At 65.6% G+C, this 21272-nt stretch carries 11 protein-coding genes; 8 read left to right on the top strand and 3 right to left on the bottom strand.

Translation table 11 applies throughout. From position 1 onward, the window contains the following. Positions 1–153 precede the first annotated feature (153 nt). The 4 genes from CH293_RS19150 to CH293_RS19135 all read left to right on the top strand — a co-directional run bounded on the left by CH293_RS19150 (position 154) and on the right by CH293_RS19135 (position 9516). Positions 154–5622, top strand: a complete 5469-nt coding sequence (locus CH293_RS19150) for a glutamate synthase-related protein (protein WP_094721165.1) — start codon at positions 154–156, stop codon at positions 5620–5622. 20 nt (positions 5623–5642) lie between these two features. Continuing rightward, positions 5643–7430: a sulfite reductase subunit alpha gene (locus CH293_RS19145; RefSeq protein ID WP_094721164.1), complete on the top strand. Its 1788-nt coding sequence runs from the start codon at positions 5643–5645 to the stop codon at positions 7428–7430. A 53-nt stretch (positions 7431–7483) separates the two neighbouring features. Next, positions 7484–8539, top strand: coding sequence for a hypothetical protein (locus CH293_RS19140; protein WP_094721163.1), 1056 nt, complete (start codon positions 7484–7486; stop codon positions 8537–8539). A 101-nt stretch (positions 8540–8640) separates the two neighbouring features. Then, positions 8641–9516, top strand: coding sequence for a hypothetical protein (locus tag CH293_RS19135; RefSeq protein WP_094721162.1), 876 nt, complete (start codon positions 8641–8643; stop codon positions 9514–9516). On the opposite strand, the gene recD is transcribed toward CH293_RS19135, so the two are convergent. The 3 genes from recD to recC are packed head-to-tail and all read right to left on the bottom strand — an operon-like array spanning position 9478 to position 18055. Continuing rightward, entirely contained in the window at positions 9478–11376 is a 1899-nt protein-coding gene (gene recD / locus CH293_RS19130; RefSeq protein WP_094721161.1) for an exodeoxyribonuclease V subunit alpha, read from the bottom strand. The genes CH293_RS19135 and recD overlap by 39 nt on opposite strands. Beyond that, the gene (locus CH293_RS19125; protein ID WP_094721160.1) at positions 11373–14783 is read right to left on the bottom strand and encodes a UvrD-helicase domain-containing protein; all 3411 of its coding nucleotides are present in this window, start codon (positions 14781–14783) and stop codon (positions 11373–11375) included. Before CH293_RS19125 ends, recD begins: the two co-directional genes overlap by 4 nt. Next, positions 14780–18055 (bottom strand): exodeoxyribonuclease V subunit gamma, encoded by a 3276-nt coding sequence (gene recC, locus CH293_RS19120; RefSeq protein WP_094721159.1) that lies wholly within the window; start codon positions 18053–18055, stop codon positions 14780–14782. The genes CH293_RS19125 and recC overlap by 4 nt, the downstream gene beginning before the upstream one ends. 117 nt (positions 18056–18172) lie before the next feature. On the opposite strand from recC, the gene CH293_RS19115 reads away from it, so the two are divergent. The 4 genes from CH293_RS19115 to CH293_RS19100 all read left to right on the top strand — a co-directional run bounded on the left by CH293_RS19115 (position 18173) and on the right by CH293_RS19100 (position 21219). Beyond that, the gene (locus CH293_RS19115) at positions 18173–18586 is read left to right on the top strand and encodes a nuclear transport factor 2 family protein (protein ID WP_094721158.1); all 414 of its coding nucleotides are present in this window, start codon (positions 18173–18175) and stop codon (positions 18584–18586) included. A gap of 42 nt (positions 18587–18628) precedes the next feature. Continuing rightward, positions 18629–19156, top strand: coding sequence for a MarR family winged helix-turn-helix transcriptional regulator (locus CH293_RS19110; RefSeq protein ID WP_020113024.1), 528 nt, complete (start codon positions 18629–18631; stop codon positions 19154–19156). Between the two features lie 75 nt (positions 19157–19231). Next, entirely contained in the window at positions 19232–20425 is a 1194-nt protein-coding gene (locus CH293_RS19105) for a homogentisate 1,2-dioxygenase (protein WP_033187813.1), read from the top strand. Beyond that, on the top strand, positions 20422–21219 hold the full coding sequence (locus tag CH293_RS19100; protein ID WP_094721157.1) for a hypothetical protein: 798 nt from the start codon (positions 20422–20424) through the stop codon (positions 21217–21219). Before CH293_RS19105 ends, CH293_RS19100 begins: the two co-directional genes overlap by 4 nt. Positions 21220–21272 lie beyond the last annotated feature (53 nt).

Below are 21272 nucleotides of genomic sequence, written 5' to 3'. Positions count from 1 at the left end.
CAAAGGCTAGCCTTATCTTAGTAGTCTGGCCTCTCCGGGTGCCGCTTCATCGAAGCAGCGACGCCCTGCCCTGACGGCGTCGCGCCGTCGATTCTGCGCACGGCGGATCCGACTCTTCGCCCGCCTGCGCCCGGACAGGGAGAGGGTCGATAGATGCACGAGAAGTCCGTCGGTCTGTACGATCCGTCGCTGGATTCCGACAGCTGCGGGGTCGGCTTCATCACGCGCAAGGACGGCGTTCAGTCCCACGATGTGCTGATCAAGGCTCGGGAAGCGCTGTGCTCGGTGCCGCACCGAGGCGGCATGTCCGCCGAAGGCGTCGGCGACGGTGGCGGTGTGTCCCTCGACCTGTCCGTCGACTTCTTTCGACGGATCACCGACCGGCGGACTCTCGAACTCGGCCGATTCGCAGTAGGCAACTTCTTTCTCCCTGACGACGAGTCCCAGCATGCACGAGCGGTCGAACTGATCCACCGCGCCATGATCGATCGCGGATTCACCCCGCTCACTGTCCGCGATGTTCCGGTGAACAACGACGCCATTCGTCCCGCGGCCGTGAAATATCAACGCCCCGTTCGCCAGTGGATCTGGGAAGTACCACGTCCCCGGCCCGAACCCGCAGCCATCGATCGGCTGATTCACGAGGCACTGCTGCACATCGAATCGATCGCGTACACCACCCCCGCCCTGGCTGGGCTGTATCCGTTGTCGCTCAGCGCGAGGACGCAGGTGCTGAAAGGTCGGCTGAACTCCGACGAGGTCGTTCCATACTTCTGCGACCTCGTCGACCCGGAGCATTCGGTCCACACGATCTTCTTCCACACCCGCTTCTCCACCAACACCGATCCACATCCGACCATGGCGCAGCCGTTCCGGTTCATGGCGCACAACGGAGAGCTGAACACCGACAAGAAGAATCGCCTCGCGGAAGCAGCAGTGGCAAGCGCCAAGCGTCGCGCCATCGTGCGCCCGCCCGGCCAGTCCGACAGTTGCCGCCTGGACCAGACCGTGCAGGCCCGCGTCGTCGAGGACAACGTGGAACTGGTCACGGCCGTCGTGTCGATGATGCCTCCGGCGTGGGAGAACGACTACACGCTCTCGCCTCGGGTCCGAGCGATGTTCGAGTACTTCTCGCTGTACGAGGAGAAGAACGACGGGCCGGCCGCTGTGGTGTTCGGCGACGGCACGGTGATCGGTGCACGTCTGGACCGCCTGGGGCTTCGTCCCCTCCGGACGGTGGAAACGAACGACTACCTGTGTGCCTTCTCCGAGGCCGGGCAGGTTCGGTTCCCACCCGAGACCATCACGCATCGTGGTCGCGTCGAAGCCGGCGGAATGATCTACTTCGATCACCGCGACAAGCACACCTACTACACCCGCGAAGCCTTCGAAAAGCTCGCTGCCGAACGCGATTACACCGCTCTGCTCGCGGCCGCGCGCGTCGGCCTCGACGACCTGGAGACCACCGACTCCGTCGCCGACGCCTATGCGGGCGATTTGGAACGTCATCAGCGTTACGTCGCGTATTCGCTGGATCAGGAGAGCTTCAAGTTCCTGATGGATCCGATGCTGGCGAGCGGCGTCGAACGCGTCTCGGCGATGGGATACGGCAACGCGATCAATGCTCTCACCGACCGCGAAGGCGGCATGGCGAAGTACTTCTCGCAGCGGTTCGCGCAGGTGACCAACCCTCCGCTCGACAGCATTCGCGAGGCCGACGGAATGACGCTTCGGGTGTCGCTGGGCCCGAAACCCAATGTCGGTGGCCCTGTTTCCCGCCAGGTCGTCGTGCCCAGTCCCCTGCTGTCGCACGCGGATCTGCACCGGATCACCGAACAGTCGCATACCCCGGTCGCACGGTTCGACATGACGTACCGGTCGATCGACACCGACAGTGAGGCCAACGAACGCGCGCTCGTGGAGGCCGTGAACTCGCTGGCCGACTCGGTCGTTCGGTTCGCCCGTGGCGGCGGTATCGCCGTGCTCAGCGACAGAGACATCACCCGGGACAACGCTGCGCTCCCGGCAATTGCCGTTGTGGCGTTCGTCAACGAACGGTTGATCGCTGCGGGCGTCCGATTGCGGGTGTCGCTGGTGGTGGAGAGCGGCCAGATCTCCTCCTCTCACCACGTCGCACTCGTACTGGGATTCGGCGCTGCTGCGGTTCATCCGCTGACGGTGCGGTTGCGAGCCGAGGACAAGTTCGGCACCGACCCGGACGTGGCGTTCGCCAAGTTCGTGAAGGCCGCCGAGAAGTCCTTGATGAAGACGATGGGACGCGTCGGCCTGTGCACCGTGGAGAGCTACATCGGCGGCGAGTTCTTCGAACCGAATTTCCTCGACACATCGGATCCCGTTCTGTCGCAGTGGTTCCCGAACATGAAGTCTCCGGTGGGCGGCGTCGGGTTCCGCGCGATCGCCGCGGGTGTCGCGCACTGGCATGCCCACGCCCGTAGCGCGGCGAGCGAGAGCGACCTGCCGAACCTGGGGTTGTTCAAAGAACGCGCCGACGGCGCAGGCCATTCGTTCGGGGCCACGTCGGTTCGTGGATTCGTAGACATGACCAAGGAGAAGATCGCCTTCGCCGGTACCGAAGCCGATGCGGCGCAGACCGATGCACTGCGGCTGCTGACCATCACCAGGCTGGGTGACGCGTTCGGTCTCGGCGCCGAGGCGTACGCGTCGACGAGTTTCGACCGGTTGACCGACGAACAGATCGACGCGTTCGAGGTGACGGGCGACTACCGTTCGTTCGTCACCTCGATGCACGACGAGCGCTCGCGTCGACCGGCAGCACTGCGCGACGTGTTGGCCACGCCGGCCGACGTGTCGGAATGCTCGTCGGCGCAGGAGTTCGCGCTCGAGCTCGGCCGCTTCGACATCGAGGGCAACACGAGCATTCTCGTCCGCGGCCTGCAGGTCGACGCCGTGTCGGAGTCCGAGTTCGCACTGACTCTGCATGCCGACCCAGCGCGTACCGACCCAGCGCGTGTGCAGCTGCTCGGTGATGCTCTCGGTCTCCTCTTCGGCGACGAGGCCACGAGTCGTATCGAGCAGGACACCGTGATCGTGACCTCCCACGGCCGGGCGTCGCTGTTCCTCGGAAAACTGGGTGCGGCGCCTGTGTCGATCCCCCTGTCCGAGGTGCAGAAGGCAAGTGCGATCACACCGCTGCTCGCGTCGGGCGCGATGAGTCACGGGGCCCTCAACGCCAACGCACACGAAGCCGTCGCGCACGGAACCAACATGGTCGGCGCGATGTCCAACAGCGGCGAAGGCGGAGAGCATCTTTCGCGCTACGGGACCGTCCGCGCCTCTCGCATCAAACAATTCGCGTCGGGACGCTTCGGCATCTGGGCCGGCTATCTGGCCGATCCGATGCTCGAGGAAATCGAGATCAAGATCGGTCAGGGCGCCAAACCCGGTGAGGGCGGGCAGCTACCTGCCCCCAAGGTCACCGTCGACATCGCCGCCGCCCGCAGCGGCACACCCGGCGTCGAGCTTGTCTCTCCCCCACCGCATCACGACACGTATTCGATCGAGGACCTCGCGCAGTTGATCCACGACTGCAAGGCCGCGCGCGTACGGGTGATCGTGAAGCTCGTCTCGTCCGAGGGGATCGGCACCATCGCCGTCGGCGTGGCGAAAGCGGGCGCGGACGTCATCAACATCGCCGGCAACACCGGCGGAACCGGGGCGGCGTCCGTCACGAGCCTGAAGTACGCCGGACGCGCCGCGGAGATCGGCCTCGCGGAAGTGCACCAGGCTCTGTGCGCCAACGGACTTCGCCAGAAAGTGATCCTCCGATGCTCGGGAGCCCACCAGACCGGTCGTGACGTCGTCACCTCGGCGTTGCTCGGCGGCGACAGCTTCGAGTTCGGCACCACTGCGCTGATGATGATGGGCTGCGTCATGGCGAAGAACTGCAACGTCAAGTGCCCAGCGGGTTTGACGACCAACCCCGAGGTGTTCGACGGCGACCCTCGATCGATGGCGCAGTACCTGCTCAACATCGCACACGAAGTCCGGGAGTTGCTCGCCGAGCTGGGGATGCCGTCGTTGCGGCACGCCCGCGGCCGAACCGATCTTCTGCACCTCGTCGACCACGCGGCAACGGTGGGCGCGCTGGACCTGCACTCGATGCTGACCGTGGTTCCCGAATCCGTCGTCACCGATCCCGTCTATCTCGAACGCGAATACGGCATCGACGACATGCTGATGGCCGAAGTCCGCACCGCCCTGATCGACGACCACGCACGCACTGTCGCGCCCGGCGGCCGAACGCATCTGGGCAACCTGAACAAGAGCGTCGGCGGGCAACTGTCGATCGACATCGAACGCCTCCTCAACCACGAACTCCCGACGTCGGTGACCGACGCCATGCCGTCGGTGCTCGTCGACGACCGCGGCCGGCGATACCTGGCACCGGGCACGGCCCTGGTGTCCACGTACGGCGCGGCAGGCCTCTCGTTCGCCGCCTTCTGCAACGACGGCGTCGTCATGGATCACACCGGCACCTGCAACGACGGAGTCGGCAAATCCATGAACGGCGGCACGGTCATCGTTCGCTCGCCCGGCGGCGGATCGCCCGAAGCGGGCGGCAACGTTCTCATCGGCAATTTCGCGCTCTTCGGCGCGACCGGTGGACGCGCATTCGTCGAAGGTGAATCGGGCGACCGCTTCGGCGTGCGGAACTCCGGAGCCACCGCCGTCGTCGAAGGCGTGGGCGACTTCGCCGCGGAATACATGACCGGCGGCGCCGTTCTGAATCTCGGCGGGTTCGGCAAGGGTGTCTGCAACGGCATGAGCGGTGGATTCTTCTACCAGTACGACCCGAACCGCCTGTTGCCTCTCCGTGCGAGTGCCGACTCGGTGATTCTCGGATCCATCACGGCGGACGACGAGCAGGCAGCCGTTCACAATGTCGCGGTTCGGATGCTGCTCGAGTGGCACGTCGAGGCCACCGGGTCGGCCTCCGCGACACGGTTGCTGCAGAACTGGGAGGTGGAGCAGCACCGCTTCGTCTACGCGATGCCGCGGGCGCTGCTGCTCTACCAGGACAGCGACGCGATCCTTGCCGCGAAAACCCGGAAGGAGCTTCTCGACGAGCTCGCGGGCTCGCTGGCAACCCAGCAGGTCCGGTCCTACAAGCTCAGCCTGCGAGAAGGCACTCCGGTGCTCGGCGGATCGGTGCCGGGATACGGCGAAACCGACACCGACGCCGTGTACGCGCTGCTGAACCAGTACACGGTGATGCACTACGCGCACGAGGTCGCGCTCACCCGAGTGCCCGGTTCCAGCGCGATCGACGACCCGGCCGTGCACAAGGCAGCACGAAACCTCGTGCTGACCGAGGACTTCGCGCTCGTTCACCGGCTGACCGCGTACGCGAAGGACGTGCTGGGTGGGTACGAGGACGAGCAGTTGGCGGCCCTCGTCGGTCACAAGCGCGTCGACGACTACAAACAGGCCCTGACCGCGAGAAACGTGCGCGGTTCCGACAGCCCGGCCACCTACGGCTGGATCATCTACCAGGACGCCAAGAACCGCGCCAAGCTCGGATCGCTACCGAACTTCGACGAATTGTTCGCCGTGCGTTCCGTCCCCGACCTGGTGTCCTGACGAGAGAGACGGAAAGTTCAGTGCTCATTCCCTACATTCCCGAGGACGCGCCGTTCACCGGAGATCAGCGCGCCTGGTTGTCCGGTTTTCTGGCGGGACTCCACTCACGACTGGCGATGCCCACCGGTTCCGCCGTGCAGCCGGACACTGGCTCGGTAGCCGCTGCGGTCCCGCTGCAGATTCTGTACGGCAGCCAGACCGGAAACGCCGAAGCGCTCGCTCAGGACGCCGCCGACCTGGCCCGACAGCACGGGCTCGACCCTCATGTCGCGTCACTGGACGCTGTGGACATGAACGCGTTGGCGGCCATGCGTCGCCTGATCGTTGTGACATCTACATACGGCGAAGGCGAGATGCCGGACAACGCCCAGCTATTCTGGGATGCTGTTGCCGCCGACAGTGCACCTAGACTGGAAGGGCTGTACTTCGCGGTCCTCGCACTGGGCGACACGAGCTACGACGGATACTGTAAGGCGGGACGAGACATCGACTCACGACTGGAAGCACTCGGGGCGACCCGGACGGCCGACCGTCTGGATTGCGACGTCGAATACGAGGACGCGGCCGCAGCATGGCTGGCCGGCGCAGTCCCCTCCATCGCATCGGTCGACGGCGGCGCGGCTCCTCCATCTGCACAGCCCGAAGCACCTGCAGCGAAGCCCGCGAAAAGTGCCTCCAAGCGGTCACCGTGGAACCGGAAGAACCCGTACCGCGCCACCGTCCTCGCCAATCGCGTTCTCTCCGGGCCGCAGTCGTCGAAGGAAGTCCGTCACTACGCGTTCTCGCTGGGCGACAGCGGCCTGACGTACGAGGCAGGCGACGGACTGGGCGTCAAGCCGGTCAACCACCCGGAACTCGTCGACGCACTGATCGGGCGGCTCAGCGTCGACCCGGACACGACGGTCACGGTCAAGGGCTCCGAGCAGCGTCTCGACGAACTCTTGACGCATTCCTACGAGATCGGCGTGCCGTCGATGGACCTCATCGAGGCCGTCGCCGAACGATCGGGCGACGACGAACTCCAGCACGTCCTCCAGACGGGTGACCGCGAGTCTCTCGACGCCTGGACCTGGGGTAAAGACGTCCTCGATGTGCTCGCGCTCGATCCGGCGCTGACGATCGAGCCCGCCGAGCTTCTCGAACTGCTCCGCCCGTTGCAGCATCGTGTCTACTCGATCTCGTCGTCGCCGCTGGCCCACGAAGGCACCGTCCACCTGACGGTCGCCAGCGTTCGGTACCGCTCCGCAGAACGTGACCGCGGCGGTGTGTGCTCGACGTTCCTCGCGGACCGTGTCGGAGAGGGCGACGGCGCGGGGGTGTTTCTCTCCGCGAACAAATCGTTCCGGCTGCCGTCGGACGACGACGCGCCGGTCATCATGGTCGGACCCGGTACCGGTATCGCTCCGTTCCGTGCGTTCCTTCACGAACGGCGCGCGCGCAACGCATCGGGCCGCAATTGGCTCTTCTTCGGTGATCAGCACCGCGCGTCTGACTTCATCTACGAGGACGAATTGAACGCGCTGTCTCGTGACGGCGTGTTGTCCCGTCTCGACCTGGCTTTCTCGCGCGATCAGACCGAGAAGGTCTACGTGCAGAACCGCATGCGAGAGAACGGCAAGGAGCTGTACGCGTGGCTGGAGGAGGGCGGTCACTTCTACGTGTGCGGTGACGCCACTCGTATGGCCAAGGACGTCGATGCCGCGCTGCACGACGTCATTGCCGAGCACGGTGGACGCTCCGCGGATCAGGCCGAGGACTACGTGGCCGAGCTCAAGCGCGCCAAGCGCTACCTGCGCGACGTGTACTGACCCGTCGCGGGCCGAGAAAATCGTCACAGCAGTACTTCCTCAGGAGTATCACCATGTCCGCTCCATCCAGTTCGGATGGGGATCGGTCCGACGATCCCACATCCACCCCCGGCCCGCCGGCTCTGCCCAGCGGCTCACGCAGACCCTGCGGCCGCCACAGTGAATGCCGTTGCGCGGCTGGGGCACCCACCGACGCAGGCGACTCGGCCGCGATCAGCGATCTGGACGCACTGCTGACCAAGCCGGACTTCTCGGGTGGGCAGATCGGCGGCGGCGCCGCAGGAGTCGCCGAGTTCCTGCCCCTGCTCGACGAGATCGTGGCCATCACGGTCTCCGGGCCGGCAGTGATGAACGACGTCGGTCATTACGACGTCCCCACCGAGATCGGCGGACCGATCCGAACTGCGAAAAACCGAATCTCGCTGCGGATGAACATGTCTCGCCTCCACGCCGCGGTAGCCACCGACCCCGATCAGTACCTCCCTCCGACCTTGAGGATGTTCGACACCACCGGGTCCGCGGCGCACGCAAGCTATCTGACGCCCCGATCGGACAGGTTGGCGTTCGAAGCACTGAGATCGGTGCACACACGGCCGTCGTACACGGTGGTGCCACGCCCCCGCACCCCCGTCTCCGACGCGGACGCTCTCGCCGAGTGGGAGGGCGCCGACCAGATTCAGCAGTTCGACTCGATCCTCGCCGACGGCGGCATGGCGCGGCAGGCTGCGCTTCCGGCGTTGGCCTCGCTCGGCATACGCCAGATCGATCCGACGGCAATCGCGGGCGCGCTCGAGCACCTCGCCTACCTCGAACTTCCCATGACCATGGTCACCGCGGGCGCGGGATGCATGCAGATCCACCACGATCACCTCATCGCCGCACGCATGACCGGCGGCAACCTCACACTTGCGTCCGGACTGTGCCGGATGATGGTGGACCTGACCCACGTCACCGAATGCTGGGCCACCGTCACCTCCGGCGTACGCGGCCCGACAGCGTCCATCGAGCTCTACGACCGACGCGGCCACTGTCCCGTGCTGTTCACCCAGACCGGCGCGACGGACTCCGTGGTGGCAGGCGTGTGGGAGGAGATCGTTCACTCCCTCTGACTCGTGCCTCACCGACTTTGTCGGACCCAGCCGATATCTTTCGAGGGCGGCGGTTACAGCCGGGTGAAACTTCGAGAATCCGGTTCGACGAAGGAGCGCATGTGTCTACCGAGCAGGGTGGTATCGAGCACGGTCCGTTCGATGCCGGTGTCTTCGATGCCGGGGTGTTCGATGCCGGGGTCGCGGGTGCGTGGCAGCGGTTCGAGAAGAACCTGACCGCGCATGTCGCGGCGATGCCCACGGGAAGCTACGTCACCATCACCTCGGCCCAGGCATCCCATGGACAGCGGGGCCAGCGGCCCTATGTGGACCTCGTGGCGATCGACGGCGACGTCATCGTCGGCGTCGCGTCGTTGCCGTCCTACCTCTACCCCGGCGATGTCGACATGATGGCCGCCGATCGGCGCCTGCACGGTCTCGGCTGGTCGGAGGCCGGAAAACCCATGATCGACGGCACGGTGATGGACTTCACCGTGGACGGACCGCGGGACGAGGCGGATCTGCTGGCCACGGTGGCTGTCGCCACGTTCCGCGAAGTGTGGAACGTGCCTCATCCATCGTTCCTCAGCGCTTGGACGGTCGGACTGGCCGACGGCGGCGGTGGACCGGTAGCGCTCGCTCACGAGCCGCAACCCGTCGCAGCAGCATCTGCGGAACTGCACGCATCCACCGAACTGCCGGAGGGGCTTCGGTCACTGCACACGTTCTGCGAGCTCGCCGGAGGTCCGTTGGACAGCGTGACGGTGGCATCCCTCTGCGGCGTCGACCGGTTGGACGAACTGGCTGCCACAGCGAGCGTGCACGCCGACCGGGCAACCGCTCGGGCGTTCGAGCTCCGTCGCCGGGGTACGCCGGCCCGTGCTCGCGTCTGGGAACAGCAGGCGCGGTCGTGGTCGGACACCGCAGTCAGTCTGCGTCGCCACCTCGGCTCCGCGTCGTCACTCGACGATCGTCCGGCGAAGTCCGCTGGCTCGTAGAACCTGACGTTCCACGCCGGCGCGCAATGCGTCCTCGGTACCGATGATCCGCACATGTTTCCGTGCTCGCGTGATGGCCGTGTACAGCAATTCACGAGTCAGCAGCGACGAGGCTTCCGCGGGCAACAGCACGGACACGGTGTCGTACTGGCTGCCCTGGCTGCGGTGAATGGTCATCGCGTACACCGTCTGCACCGACGACAGAACGTTCGGATGCACCAACAGTGGCGTGCTACCCCGCTGGAACGCGGCCATCAACGCGCCCTCTCCGGTATCGATCACCACTCCTGTGTCGCCGTTGTAGATGCGTGCGTCGTGGTCGTTCGCGGTGACCAGCAACGGCTGGCCCGGGTACCAGCGCGAAGGATCGAGAAAGCTGCCGGACGACTCGCCCACCCAGTCCATTGCTCGGCGCGCCCACGTCTGCACCCCGTACGGGCCCTGACGGTGTGCGCACAGAAGTCGGTGCGATTCCAGCTCCGCCAATGCCGTGGATGCGTCACCGGCGCGGGCTGCGTCCGTCACCGACGCGGCGGTGGACAGAACATCCGCCTGGAGTTCGTCCAACTCCACTGGTGAATGAAAGGAGAGCTCGTTCGGCCTGTCCTTCAGCAACGCAATCGCGTCGTCCGCTCGACCGTCGCGAACAGCGACGGCGAGTTCCGCGATGGCACCGCCGAACCGTCGGCCTCGGCTCAACCGCACGACCCCGCCTGCCAGACGGGCCCGTTCCTTCGCCGACAACGCGGCCTCGTGCGGATCGCTGACGGCGTCGAGGTCGTCCTCGATCAATGCGGTCAGCGGCGAGGCATGCCGCCCGTCCGAATGTCCGCCGTCGGCAGCGGCGATGCCTCGGATCGGACGCGCCACCAGGTCCGCGAGGACGGCACCGGCGTCGACGGACGTCAGCTGATCCGGGTCGCCGACGAGCACGAGCCGGGTCTCCGGACGAACGGCTTCGAGCAGCCTGCACATCATGGTCAGCGACACCATCGACGTCTCGTCGACGACGATGACGTCGTACGGCAGGCGATTGGTCGCGTTGTGACGGAACCGGCTCTTGCTCCCCCGCTGCCACCCGAGTAATCGGTGCACCGTCATGGCAGTGATACCCGGCGGAAGACCGAGGGCTGCAGACTGTTCGGTCACCGATTCCTGGAGCCGGGCCGCTGCTTTGCCGGTGGGAGCGGCGAGGCCGATCCGAATCCCCGGACCGAACTGTCGGGAGAACATCGCCAGCACCCGGGCAACTGTGTGCGTCTTGCCCGTGCCGGGGCCGCCCGCGATGACCGTCGTCCATTGTGTGGCAGCAAGAGCCGCCGCGATCCGCTGCCGATCCGGGGCCATCGTCGGCTGCCCGCGCTCGTCGAGGAACAGCTCGTGCAGCAGCGACCTCACCTCGTCGACGTCCACATCGGGCCTCGACGATTCGCGGGTTTCCAGAACTGTCCGAATCGTGCGCTCCTGCAGGTGATACCGATCCAGGTACAGCAGTTCGCCGTCGTCGGTGTCGACGAGACGCAGTGGGACGAGCGGCCCGCGATCCCCTCCCGTCACCAACGGACTGGCACGCAAGGCCGTCAACACATCCCCGAGTTCCGGCCACGGTAACGAATCGAGGTCGACGTCGGACTCCTCGTCGACGGTTACGTCCCTCAGCCTCCGCAGATCCAGGCACACCGACCCTGACCGCACAGCCCGGACCGCAAGAGCAGCGGCGAACAGAACATTCGGATCCGATTCTCCGCCGAGCGCACCGAGCCGGAGGGCAACGTGGACATCGGCCGGAGCCAGAACGCCGACCTCGTTGAACGTCTTCAACAGCCCGTCCGCTCGCTTCACCAACGACGCATCGGTCACGACGAACCTCCTGTTCGGCCTGGTCGCTCCGCAGGCTCCGCTCCTGCCCAGCCTGGTCGCTCCGCAGGCTCCGCTCCTGCCCGACCTGGTCGGTCCGCCTGTGGTCGACCGGATCTCGAATCGTGTCCCGCGAGAAGATCGGACACGTCGGTGACCAGTGCCGGTGGCGGGTACCAATCGAAGACTCCGCAACCGGCCGGTGTCTGCGGGCCTGCCATGCCGCGCACGAAAAGATACTGCACACCGCCGAGATGGGTGTGGGGATCGTAATTCGGTTGGCGCCAGCGCAAATACCTGTGCAGGGCAACGGCATACAGCAATGCCTGCAGCGGGTAGTGCGAGCGCATCATCTCCTGGGCCATACGCTCGCGGGTGAAGTGTTCGACGGTGAGGTCTCCACTGGTGATTCTGTTTGTCTTGTAGTCGACGACGACGTAGCGCGTCCGGTCTGCTTCGTGAACACGCAGGACCGAGTCGATGCTTCCGGTCAGATACCCTCGCAGCGGCGGTGATTCGAGGGCATCGAGACGGTCTGCATACGAGGCCAGGACGTCGTCCGCGGGCAGATGGCTGCGAAGGAGCCGAGCGATGCCCCGGATGGTCACGACCTGCGCGGTCGGGTTGTCACCGCCCGCGAGAGGAAGTTCGAAGTTCAGCTCCGCCAAGTGATCCGACGGTGCAATATCCTCCAGGGTTCCGAAACCCAGGGGTGTGCGCAATACCGGTAGCAACGCGTCGGCCAGCGCCTGCGGCTCGATGTCCGCGACGTTCTCCTCGATCGCGTCGGTGCATCGGCTCAGCAGCTCGGCCTCCACGTCATCGGCGGACGTGTCCAGGTGCTCGAGAATCTCGTGCACCAGGGTTCCGAATGCCGCTCCGGCGGGCAAACCGTTCATCGGGGACGGGATGCCCTGCATGTCGTCGTCTGGTCCGACCACCGGACCCGACGCAGGCTCGTCGGGTTCGTCTTCGATCCCCGGTTGCTCGGGCTCGCTGCGCACTCCTGGCCCCTCGTGGGCCGCCGCGGTCATGGCGGAGTAGGACGTGCGGCGCCAGAGCATGTCGAGCGAGCGTCCGAAGACCGCTGCGCCGAGCGCCGGCTGCACACGGGGCGTCGAGTCGACCGGCGCACGCGCATCGCGGCGTTCGGCCGGTTCGACCGCGACTGTCCCGTTCGCGGCCCCTGCCCATGATTCCAGCCGGTTCGCGGCGGCAGCGTCGTCGAGCACCTTCGGTCTCGGCTCCAGTTCCGCCGTTCCCGGCATTCGGCCGAACAGCACTCGGTGCAGCGGTGACCCGGCCGTCGTGACCGCAGGCGCCCACCACAGGACGACTCGGCACTGGGCTCTCGTGAGTGCCACGTACAGCAGGCGTAGCTCCTCGCCTGCCTGTTCCTTGTCGGACAGCGTTTTTCTCGCACCCCACCCCTGACCGCGCCCACCACCGACGTCGAGGATTCGTCGGTGTTCGTCGTCGTGGTAGACCAGCGTCGCGGGCTTCTGCGGGGATGTCGCGTGCCACGCGAACGGCACGTACACGACCGGAAACTCCAGTCCCTTGGTCGCGTGGATCGTTGCGATCTGCACTGCTGCAGCCTCGCTGTCCAGTCGGCGGCTGCGTTCACCGGTGTTCACCGCATGCGGATGGCTGATGCGCTCGGTCAGCCACCGGACGAGTTCGGTTGCGCCGAGCAGGTCTTCGACGGCCGCCTTGTTCAACAGCTGCGCGACGTGGCGAATGTCGGTCAGCGCGCGCTCCCCCGAATCGAGTGCCAGGAGGCGCGCCTCCAATGCCGTGTCTCCGCTCAGCTTCTCGAACATGGCCGCGAATCCCGCTCGACCGAAGAGGTTTCCGTATTCTCGCAAGCTGCTGCTCAGCCCGGCGACGATGTCGTCGGCACCGGCGTCGAGCTGCTCTGCCGTACGACCCAGCAACGGTGTGAGCGCAGCCATCCGGACGCGATCGGCTCGGTGAGGTTGTTCCATCGCTTGAAGCAGCCACAGCCACTGCGTTGCCGCGGGCGTTTCGAACACCGAGGATCCCCCGGTCAGCACCGACGGAACGCCTACCCGATCGAGAGCGTCACGAACGAGCGGAACTTGCGCGTTGTATCGGACGAGGACCGCGATGTCTCCTGGTTCGACCTGCCGTTCCACGCCGTTCAGTCGAATGGTCGTGCCGCCGGCGATCAACTCGGCGATGTCCGCGGCGAGATCGGCGGCGACGATGCCTCGCACTCTGTCGACAGCAGGGAATCCGGACCGGTTCAACGGGCCCGCACCCGTGCGTGGGAGGTACCTCACCTGGAGCGGCTCGCCGTGGCTGAGCCTGGAGTACTCGTGCGTGGCGCCGACCCGGTGAGCGACGATGCCCTCGTGGCCCAGCGCAGCGCCGCCGTACACGTGTTCCAGTGCCGCGAGCAGGCCCGCGTCGCTTCGCCAGTTGGTGGTCAGCTCGAGCCGGTGATCGGCAACGGACACCGCGTCCAGGTAACTGAACACCTCGGCGCCGCGGAACGCATAGATCGCTTGTTTCGGGTCTCCGACGAGAAGCAGCGTCGAGTTTCCGTGGAAGGCGCGGGCCAGGATTCCCCACTGCCACGGGTCGGTGTCCTGGAATTCGTCCACGAGGACGACCTGAAACTGTTCACGGACACGTGCGCACGCGAATTCGCCGAGCTCAGGATCCGCCAAGACCCCGTGCAGTAGCTCCAGCAGATCGTCGAAGTCTCGGATTCCTGCGATCCGCTTGCGTCGGCCGACCTCGGTGCGTACCTCCTCGGCGAACGACACTCGATGTCCGACGGCAGGATCGACATCCGTCTCGGGTGCCAGGACAGACTGCCTGTCGGCGATGGCCTTTCGCGCAAGCTCGCGTGCCTCCGTGAGCGTCATCGGCGGATCACGGTCCGCGACCTTGGCGTAGCGACGAAGGAAGGTGTCGTCGACGACCTCCATCGTCAGGTCCTCGACGTTCTCCACCAGCACGGCGTCCGGCTCGTTCTCCCCCGCGATGCCCAGACTGTCGAGCATCCGCTGGCAGAAGCTGTGCGTCGTCGCAATGGTGCCGGAGTCGAACTCGGACAGTGCCTGCAGCAGACGCTGCCGTCTCGCCAGAACTTCCTCGTCGGTGGTCTCGGCCAGAAAGGCCACCAGGCCGTCGTCGTGCGGACCGGGCAACGCGAGTTGTGCTGCCACCGAGGCGAACCGCGCGCGGGTTCGATCACGCAGTTCCCGCGTGGCGGCTCGGGAGAACGTGACGAGTAGCAGTTGCGAGATGTCGCACAAGCCCTCGGCGACGTAGCGCGTGGCCAATCCGACTATCGCGTAGGTCTTTCCGGTGCCCGCACTGGCTTCCAGCACTGTGGTGCCGGTGGGGAGCGGACCGTAGAGGTCGAAGTCCGTCATGGTCGCCGTACCTCCTCGTTCGCCAGCAGTGGGCGCCAGACCACCCCGGCGAGCGATTCGAACACCGTCTTCTCGGCACCTGCTCCGGAGGGGAACTCGTTCCAGTGGCCTCGGGTCAGAGCCGCGAGGGGCGCGGAGGGGCCCAGTACGTACGCGATACTGCGGTCGGTGTGGTCACCGAACCTGTCGGACCATTTGTCGCTCGCGTCCTTCCACGCGTCCTCGGCAGGCAGTCCCGCCGTTCTCCTCTCCGCGTAGACCGACGACGCGATGGGCCCGATCGGCAGTGGTGCGTCGAGGCCCGTGTCGCGCAGCGCAACCAACTCCGCCAACACCGCGAGAGCGTCGGTCGGCGCGTTCATCGTCGATCGCATCGGGTGATATCCCATCCTGCGGCCTGTCGTCACGGCCAGCCAGGGACGCGAACCGTCCTGCGCAGCAACGGCCAGAAGTCTGATCCACGCAGCGATCCGGTGCTTGGGAGCGAGCTTGGAGTACGACGTGCGCGCGATGACGTCACCGTGAATTCCGGTGACCGTCCCGGTGAGCCTGCGTCCACCGCCGAGGTCCACCGAGATGTCCACCACGCGGGGAGGAACGAGGTGTATCTCTCGCGAGGCCTCGTAGAGAGTGTCGACGCCGGTGACGATGTCTCTCAGGGACCGGGCTCCGAATTCGAAGGGCGGCAACGTTCCACGACGCATTTCCGCCGCACGGAAGTCGTCCAGCTCGGTACCGGAGAGCATCTCGTTCAACATCCGGTCCCCGACTTCCCACCGCTGAAGGCCGTCGAGGGTGATGTCGAGCGAATCGGCGATGTCGTCGTCGGTCTCGGGAATCCGCACACCGAGGCGTTGCTTCAGGAAACCCGCAATCGGGTTCTCGAAGAACGACACCAGGTCGGCGAGCGCGACATCGGTCGGCGTGCGGGCCGGCAGGCGACTCGGCAGGAACTCGTCGGCGGGGACGCTGTCCTTCTGGGCGGCGAGCGCACCCTTCAACGACACGGCGTCGAAGCTGAACGGATTCTCGGCATCGAAGTTTCGCGCATCGAACGGCTGCAACGGATGTCGGCGGACCACGTCGGCGCCTGCGGTGGTGCGTACGACGTCGAGCAGCTCGCTCAGCGGTATCGCCGGAGGTTTGGTGGATCCGTTCACGGGGTCGGCGCCGGTGTAGAACAGCAACAATTTCTGCCCGGCGGACATCACCGCGTCGAGCAGCAACTGACGGTCCTCGCTGCGGACGTCCCGTTCACCAGGTGCTGGATCCCTGGCGAGCACGTCGTCCCCGTCCATGCCGCCTGTGCGGGGGAACACTTCGTCGTCGAGGCCGAGAAGTACTACCACCCGATGCGGAACCGAACGCATCGGAACCATGGTGCACACCGTCAGCTCGCCCGTCCTGAAATTCGTTCGAGACGGGCGGCCTGCGAGCGCTCGGGCGAGCATGGCCCGGACGTCGGCGAGCCGGAGCGGTGCCGCATCGCCGTGACGTGTGGCGGCCGCGATCTCACGCAGTGCCTGCGCTCGCTGCCACGCGTCGGCCGGTGCCACGTCGGCGAGGAGGTCGAGTGCTCGAACCAGGGCACGACGCCACTCGGACGTGGTGGAGGTTCCCTGCATGTCGCGTACGACGCTGGCAAGGCGGTCGATGAATTCCGCCAGACGCCCGGTCAGATCGATGTCGCTGCCGTCGACGTCGTCGACGGGCAGGGCACGTCCGAGCCAGTGGTGCGCGGTTTCGTCGGCCGATACTCCCAGAAGCAGTCGATCGACGGCGGCGAAGAACGTGTTCTCGGTGAAGTCGTCCAAGCCGACGTCGCGTCGCTGCCGGGAGTTCAGGCCCCAACGTGCGCCAGCCACCTGCGTCCACTCGCGGAGTCGTTCCAGATCGTCGTCGGTGAGCGAGAACTGCCGTCGAACGGGTTCGGCGGCAAGCAAGTCGAGAACTTCGCTCGCGGTGATCCGCCCGACGGCGAGATCGAGCACTGTCGCCACGACGGACAGCATCGGGTTGGTCTGACGGAGACTGCGGTCGGCGAGGCGCACCCTGAGCGAGTGCCCGGGATGATCCAGCGAACCCAGTCCGAACGTCGCTCTGATCAACGGTGCGTAGGTCTCGACGTCCGGACACATCACCACCACGTCACGCGGTTCGAGTGTCGGATCCTCCTCGAAGGCGTGGAGCAACACCTCGCGGAGGACCTCCACCTGCCTGGCCGCGCCATGGCACGCGTGCACGGCGATGGTTCCGTCGGGTGTCGCCGAATGCACCGGCGCGCGTGCAGCTTCGATATCGGCTTGGACACGTCCGAGCAGGGTGGGTACTTCGAAGGATTCTTCCTCGGCGCGATCGACGATCCTGGCGTCCAGAGCAAGGAGTCTCGACTGGAGCTCTCGGACGTCCCGGGACAGGCTGGCGAGCAGCGGGTGATCGATCGTCAGGATCGATCGGTCGTCCGCACGCTTGACGATGGAATTCGACCGCGCCCTCTCGTCCCACAGCGCACGACTGGGATGCGGAAGCCAGAAGTGCACGTCTCGATGCGCTGAAATGGCTGCGACCACCTGCAGTTGATCGGTCGTCAGACGAGTAGCGCCGAAGATCGACAATCGGTCCGGAAGCCGGAGAAGATCGGGACGGCTCCGCACGACGTCACAGCTTTCCGAGAGCCGTTCCGCCGGACTCGGCGTGCCGATACGTTCACGGACCGCGCGCCACAGCTCGGCTTGCCAACGCAGATCCTCCGGCAGGTCGCCGCCGAGTCCGTCACTGTCGACGCCGCGCTGCCAGTCGACGAGCATGAGCGGCCGGTCCGCCCCGTAGGTGCGGAACAGACCCGCCAGATGAGCCGCCGTGGACCACCGACGTCCGGCGCGATGGTCGTCGGCACCGTGCCCGAGGTGGTGCGCCACCACCGCGCACCACGGCTGGTCCATCGACTCGTCGAGGACCGCGAGGGTTGCCCAGAGAACTCGATCCGTCGACCACGCGTCGTCCACCGGGTCGAAGCCCGCAGCGTCTGCCAGGGCTTCGTCGACAAGCTTTGCCGGAGAGGGGAACTCGATGTTGGCGGCAACGCCGTCGCCCCTGTCACCACCGAGGGAGACCGACAGCCGCTGCGTCAACCACCGCTCGACACCACGTGCGGGGACGGAGACGACCTCGGCCGCGAACGGATCCGACAACGGCGTGGCCAGAACATCGGCCAGAGCGGACGCGAGAACACTCGTGCGTGTCGCACGATGGATCAGCAGCGTCAACGTCACTCCCCTTGCTCGTCGCCGGCGGCGGAAATCTGACTTGACCCTACTCGAGCGACCGACATACTCTCGCGACTACGAATCGCACATTATGTGCGTTTATCGCACGGCTGAGGGAGCTTCATGATCGACGCGGAGACTGCTACTGCGATACAACTTCTCTACGGCCGCCAAAGTCATGCGATCGACTCGGGACGCGCGGACGAATGGGCGCGCACGTTCACCCAGGACGGGGTATTCGATTCACCGAGCTACCCGCAGCCCGCAGTCGGCACGGCCGCGCTGACGGCGTTTGCGGAGCAGTTCTTCGCCGATGCCACTGCCGCACGGGAAAAGCGCCGCCATGTGATCACGAATCTCTCCGTCGACGATCGCCAGGACGGCTCACTGGACGTGGACTGCTATCTGCAGATCATGGCGACTCCTCGAGGTGGCGCCACTCGACTCGTACGCTTCACCGTGGTCCACGACCGAGTAGTCCACGAGAACGGCAGTTGGCGTGTCGCCTACCGAACGGTGTCCCGCGACGATATTTGATACATACATTTATTTTCTAGCACGGTCGTTAGGGTTACTGACGTGACCGATTCCGACGAACCCGACTTCTGGTCGTTCATCGCCGCAGCCAACTCCAAGCTCGCGGGCGAGTACGGCTTCGAACATCAACTGGCAACCGAAGTACTCCTGACGCTCAACCGCGCGTCGAACATCGTCACCTACGACCTCGAATCCTCGATCCATCGGCCGCGCGGCTGGTCGTGGTCCTCGTTCCGCCTGCTCTTCGTGACCTGGCTCGCCGGACCGATCGAACCGAAGCGCGCGGCCGAACTGAGCGGAATGAGCCGAGCCGCGGTATCCAACCTGTCCAAGACACTCATTGCCGACGGGTTGCTCGTCAGGACACCCGACCAGGTCGACGGCCGATCGGTCCGACTCGCCCTCACCGACGACGGACACACCCGCATGGTCGAGTCCTTCGCCGAACAGAACGAGCGCGAACAGGCGTGGGCAAGCGTCCTCACCGAACCCGAGCAGCGGATTCTCGTCATGCTGCTGAACAAGCTGATCACCAACCGCAGCCAGTTCGACGTTCGCGGGCGCAATTGACGGCCAGGGTTGCACAGATCACTCCAAACTAGTTAATGTGTTTACTATCAGCTCAGGACACATCTAGGAGATCTCGTGGCCTACTACCGGCAACTCGGCTCGGTACCGCCGAAGCGTCACACTCAGCACCGGACACCCGACGGAGGCTTGTACTACGAAGAGTTGATGGGCGAGGAGGGCTTCTCCTCGGATTCGTCGCTGCTCTATCACCGCCACATCCCATCGGCGATCGTCGACGCGACCGTCTGGGAGTTACCCGACCAGTCGACGACGCCGAATCACCCACTAAAACCACGACACCTGAAGCTGCACGATCTGTTCCCGCCGGACGTCGTCGCAGAGACCGACGTGGTCGACGGCCGCCGACTGATCCTCGGAAACGGTGACGTCCGAATCTCGTACGTCGTCGCCACGAAGCCGTCGCCGCTGTACCGTAATTCGACCGGCGACGAGATGGTCTATGTCGAATCCGGCAGCGCTACAGTCGAAACCGTGTTCGGCGCACTGCAGGCACGCCAAGGCGACTACGTACTGATCCCCCGCGCGACGACGCATCGCTGGGTCCCCGACGGCGAGATACGCGCTTACGCGATGGAGGCGAACAGCCACATCGTCCCGCCCAAGCGGTACCTGTCGAAGTTCGGCCAGCTCCTGGAGAACGCACCGTTCTGCGAGCGTGACCTTCACGGTCCGGCCGCCCCTTTGCTTGCCGAGGGCACAGATGTCGAGGTCCTCGTCAAACACCGTGGATCCACTGGAATCGTCGGCACCCGCTACGTGTATCCGAACCACCCGTTCGACGTCGTCGGCTGGGACGGATGCCTGTATCCGTACACGTTCAACATCTCCGACTACGAACCCATCACCGGTCGTGTGCACCAGCCCCCGCCTGCGCATCAGGCGTTCGAGGGCGACAATTTCGTCATCTGCAACTTCGTGCCGCGCAAGGTCGACTACCACCCGCTGTCGATTCCGGTGCCGTACTACCACTCCAATGTCGACTCCGACGAGATCATGTTCTACGTCGGCGGCGACTACGAAGCCCGTAAGGGCTCGGGCATCGGGCAGGGCTCGATCTCCATCCATCCTGGCGGACATGCTCATGGTCCCCAGCCCGGCGCGTACGAACGTAGTATCGGCGCCGAGTTCTTCGACGAACTCGCCGTCATGGTCGACACGTTCCGCCCCCTCGAACTCGGCGAGGGCGCGCTCGCCTGCGAAGACCCGGCTTATGCCTGGAGCTGGGCTGGGCGAGGACCGGCGTCGTGACCGCATCCTCGATACCGGAGCTCTTCCACGGACTGTGCGACGACGCAGCCCTGTTCCCGCCCGGCAACGCACCTCTGGGCCACGCGGTGCCGCAGCACCTCGGCTACCGCGACGCAGCCTACGCACATCTCGTCGGGCCGTTCGTCTTCCCGATCCCGCGACTACATGAGCTGACGCCCACGAAGATCGACCTGTCGTTGACCGCTCCTGGAGGCCCGTCGAGCGTCGCTGCAGGACTCGAAGCAGCGCAGTCGATCCCAGGCGTTTCGGTCGTAGCCGTCGAGGTCGCAATTCCGGACGGCACCGACCTGACTGCACTGCGCGCCGTCGCCGACAACGTCGATGTCTACGTCGAGATCCCCCGCGACGATCGCCGAAACGACGTCTTCGACGCCGTCGAGCGGCGCGGTTACCGGGCGAAGTTCCGCACGGGAGGCGTCACAGCGGACCTGTATCCGGACGAGGCGGAACTGGCGGCGGGCATTGCCGAGGCCTCCCGTCGTGGTGTTCGGTTCAAAGCCACCGCAGGGCTTCATCACGCGATCCGGAACACCGCCGCGGACAACGGTTTCGAGCAGCACGGCTATCTGAATGTGCTGCTTGCAGCTCAGGCCGCGGCCGACGGTGATTCCGTTCGTGATCTCGAACGCATCCTCGCGATCCGGGATCCCGATGTCGTGGCGAAAGAAGTCGCCGCGATCGACACCGACCGCGCATTCCTGTCGTTCGGGACCTGCAGTATCAGTGAACCGCTCGACGACCTGATTTCGCTAGGACTCATCAACCCCTTGTGAGTAGAAATGTGCACCAGTGTGCACATTTCTGCTCACAGCTCCGAAGGAGCCCC

Source organism: Rhodococcus sp. 14-2470-1b, assembly GCF_002259415.1.
Lineage (GTDB): Bacteria > Actinomycetota > Actinomycetes > Mycobacteriales > Mycobacteriaceae > Rhodococcoides.
The sequence above is the reverse complement of the archived record's forward strand: the minus strand, read 5'-3'. Positions and strand labels throughout refer to the sequence as shown.

Coding starts and splice junctions, on each gene's coding strand:
- CH293_RS19115 (WP_094721158.1), top strand. CDS start 18,173: ATGATCGACGCGGAGACTGCTACTGCGATACAACTTCTCTACGGCCGC.
- CH293_RS19150 (WP_094721165.1), top strand. CDS start 154: ATGCACGAGAAGTCCGTCGGTCTGTACGATCCGTCGCTGGATTCCGAC.
- CH293_RS19140 (WP_094721163.1), top strand. CDS start 7,484: ATGTCCGCTCCATCCAGTTCGGATGGGGATCGGTCCGACGATCCCACA.
- CH293_RS19125 (WP_094721160.1), bottom strand. CDS start 14,783: ATGACGGACTTCGACCTCTACGGTCCGCTCCCCACCGGCACCACAGTG.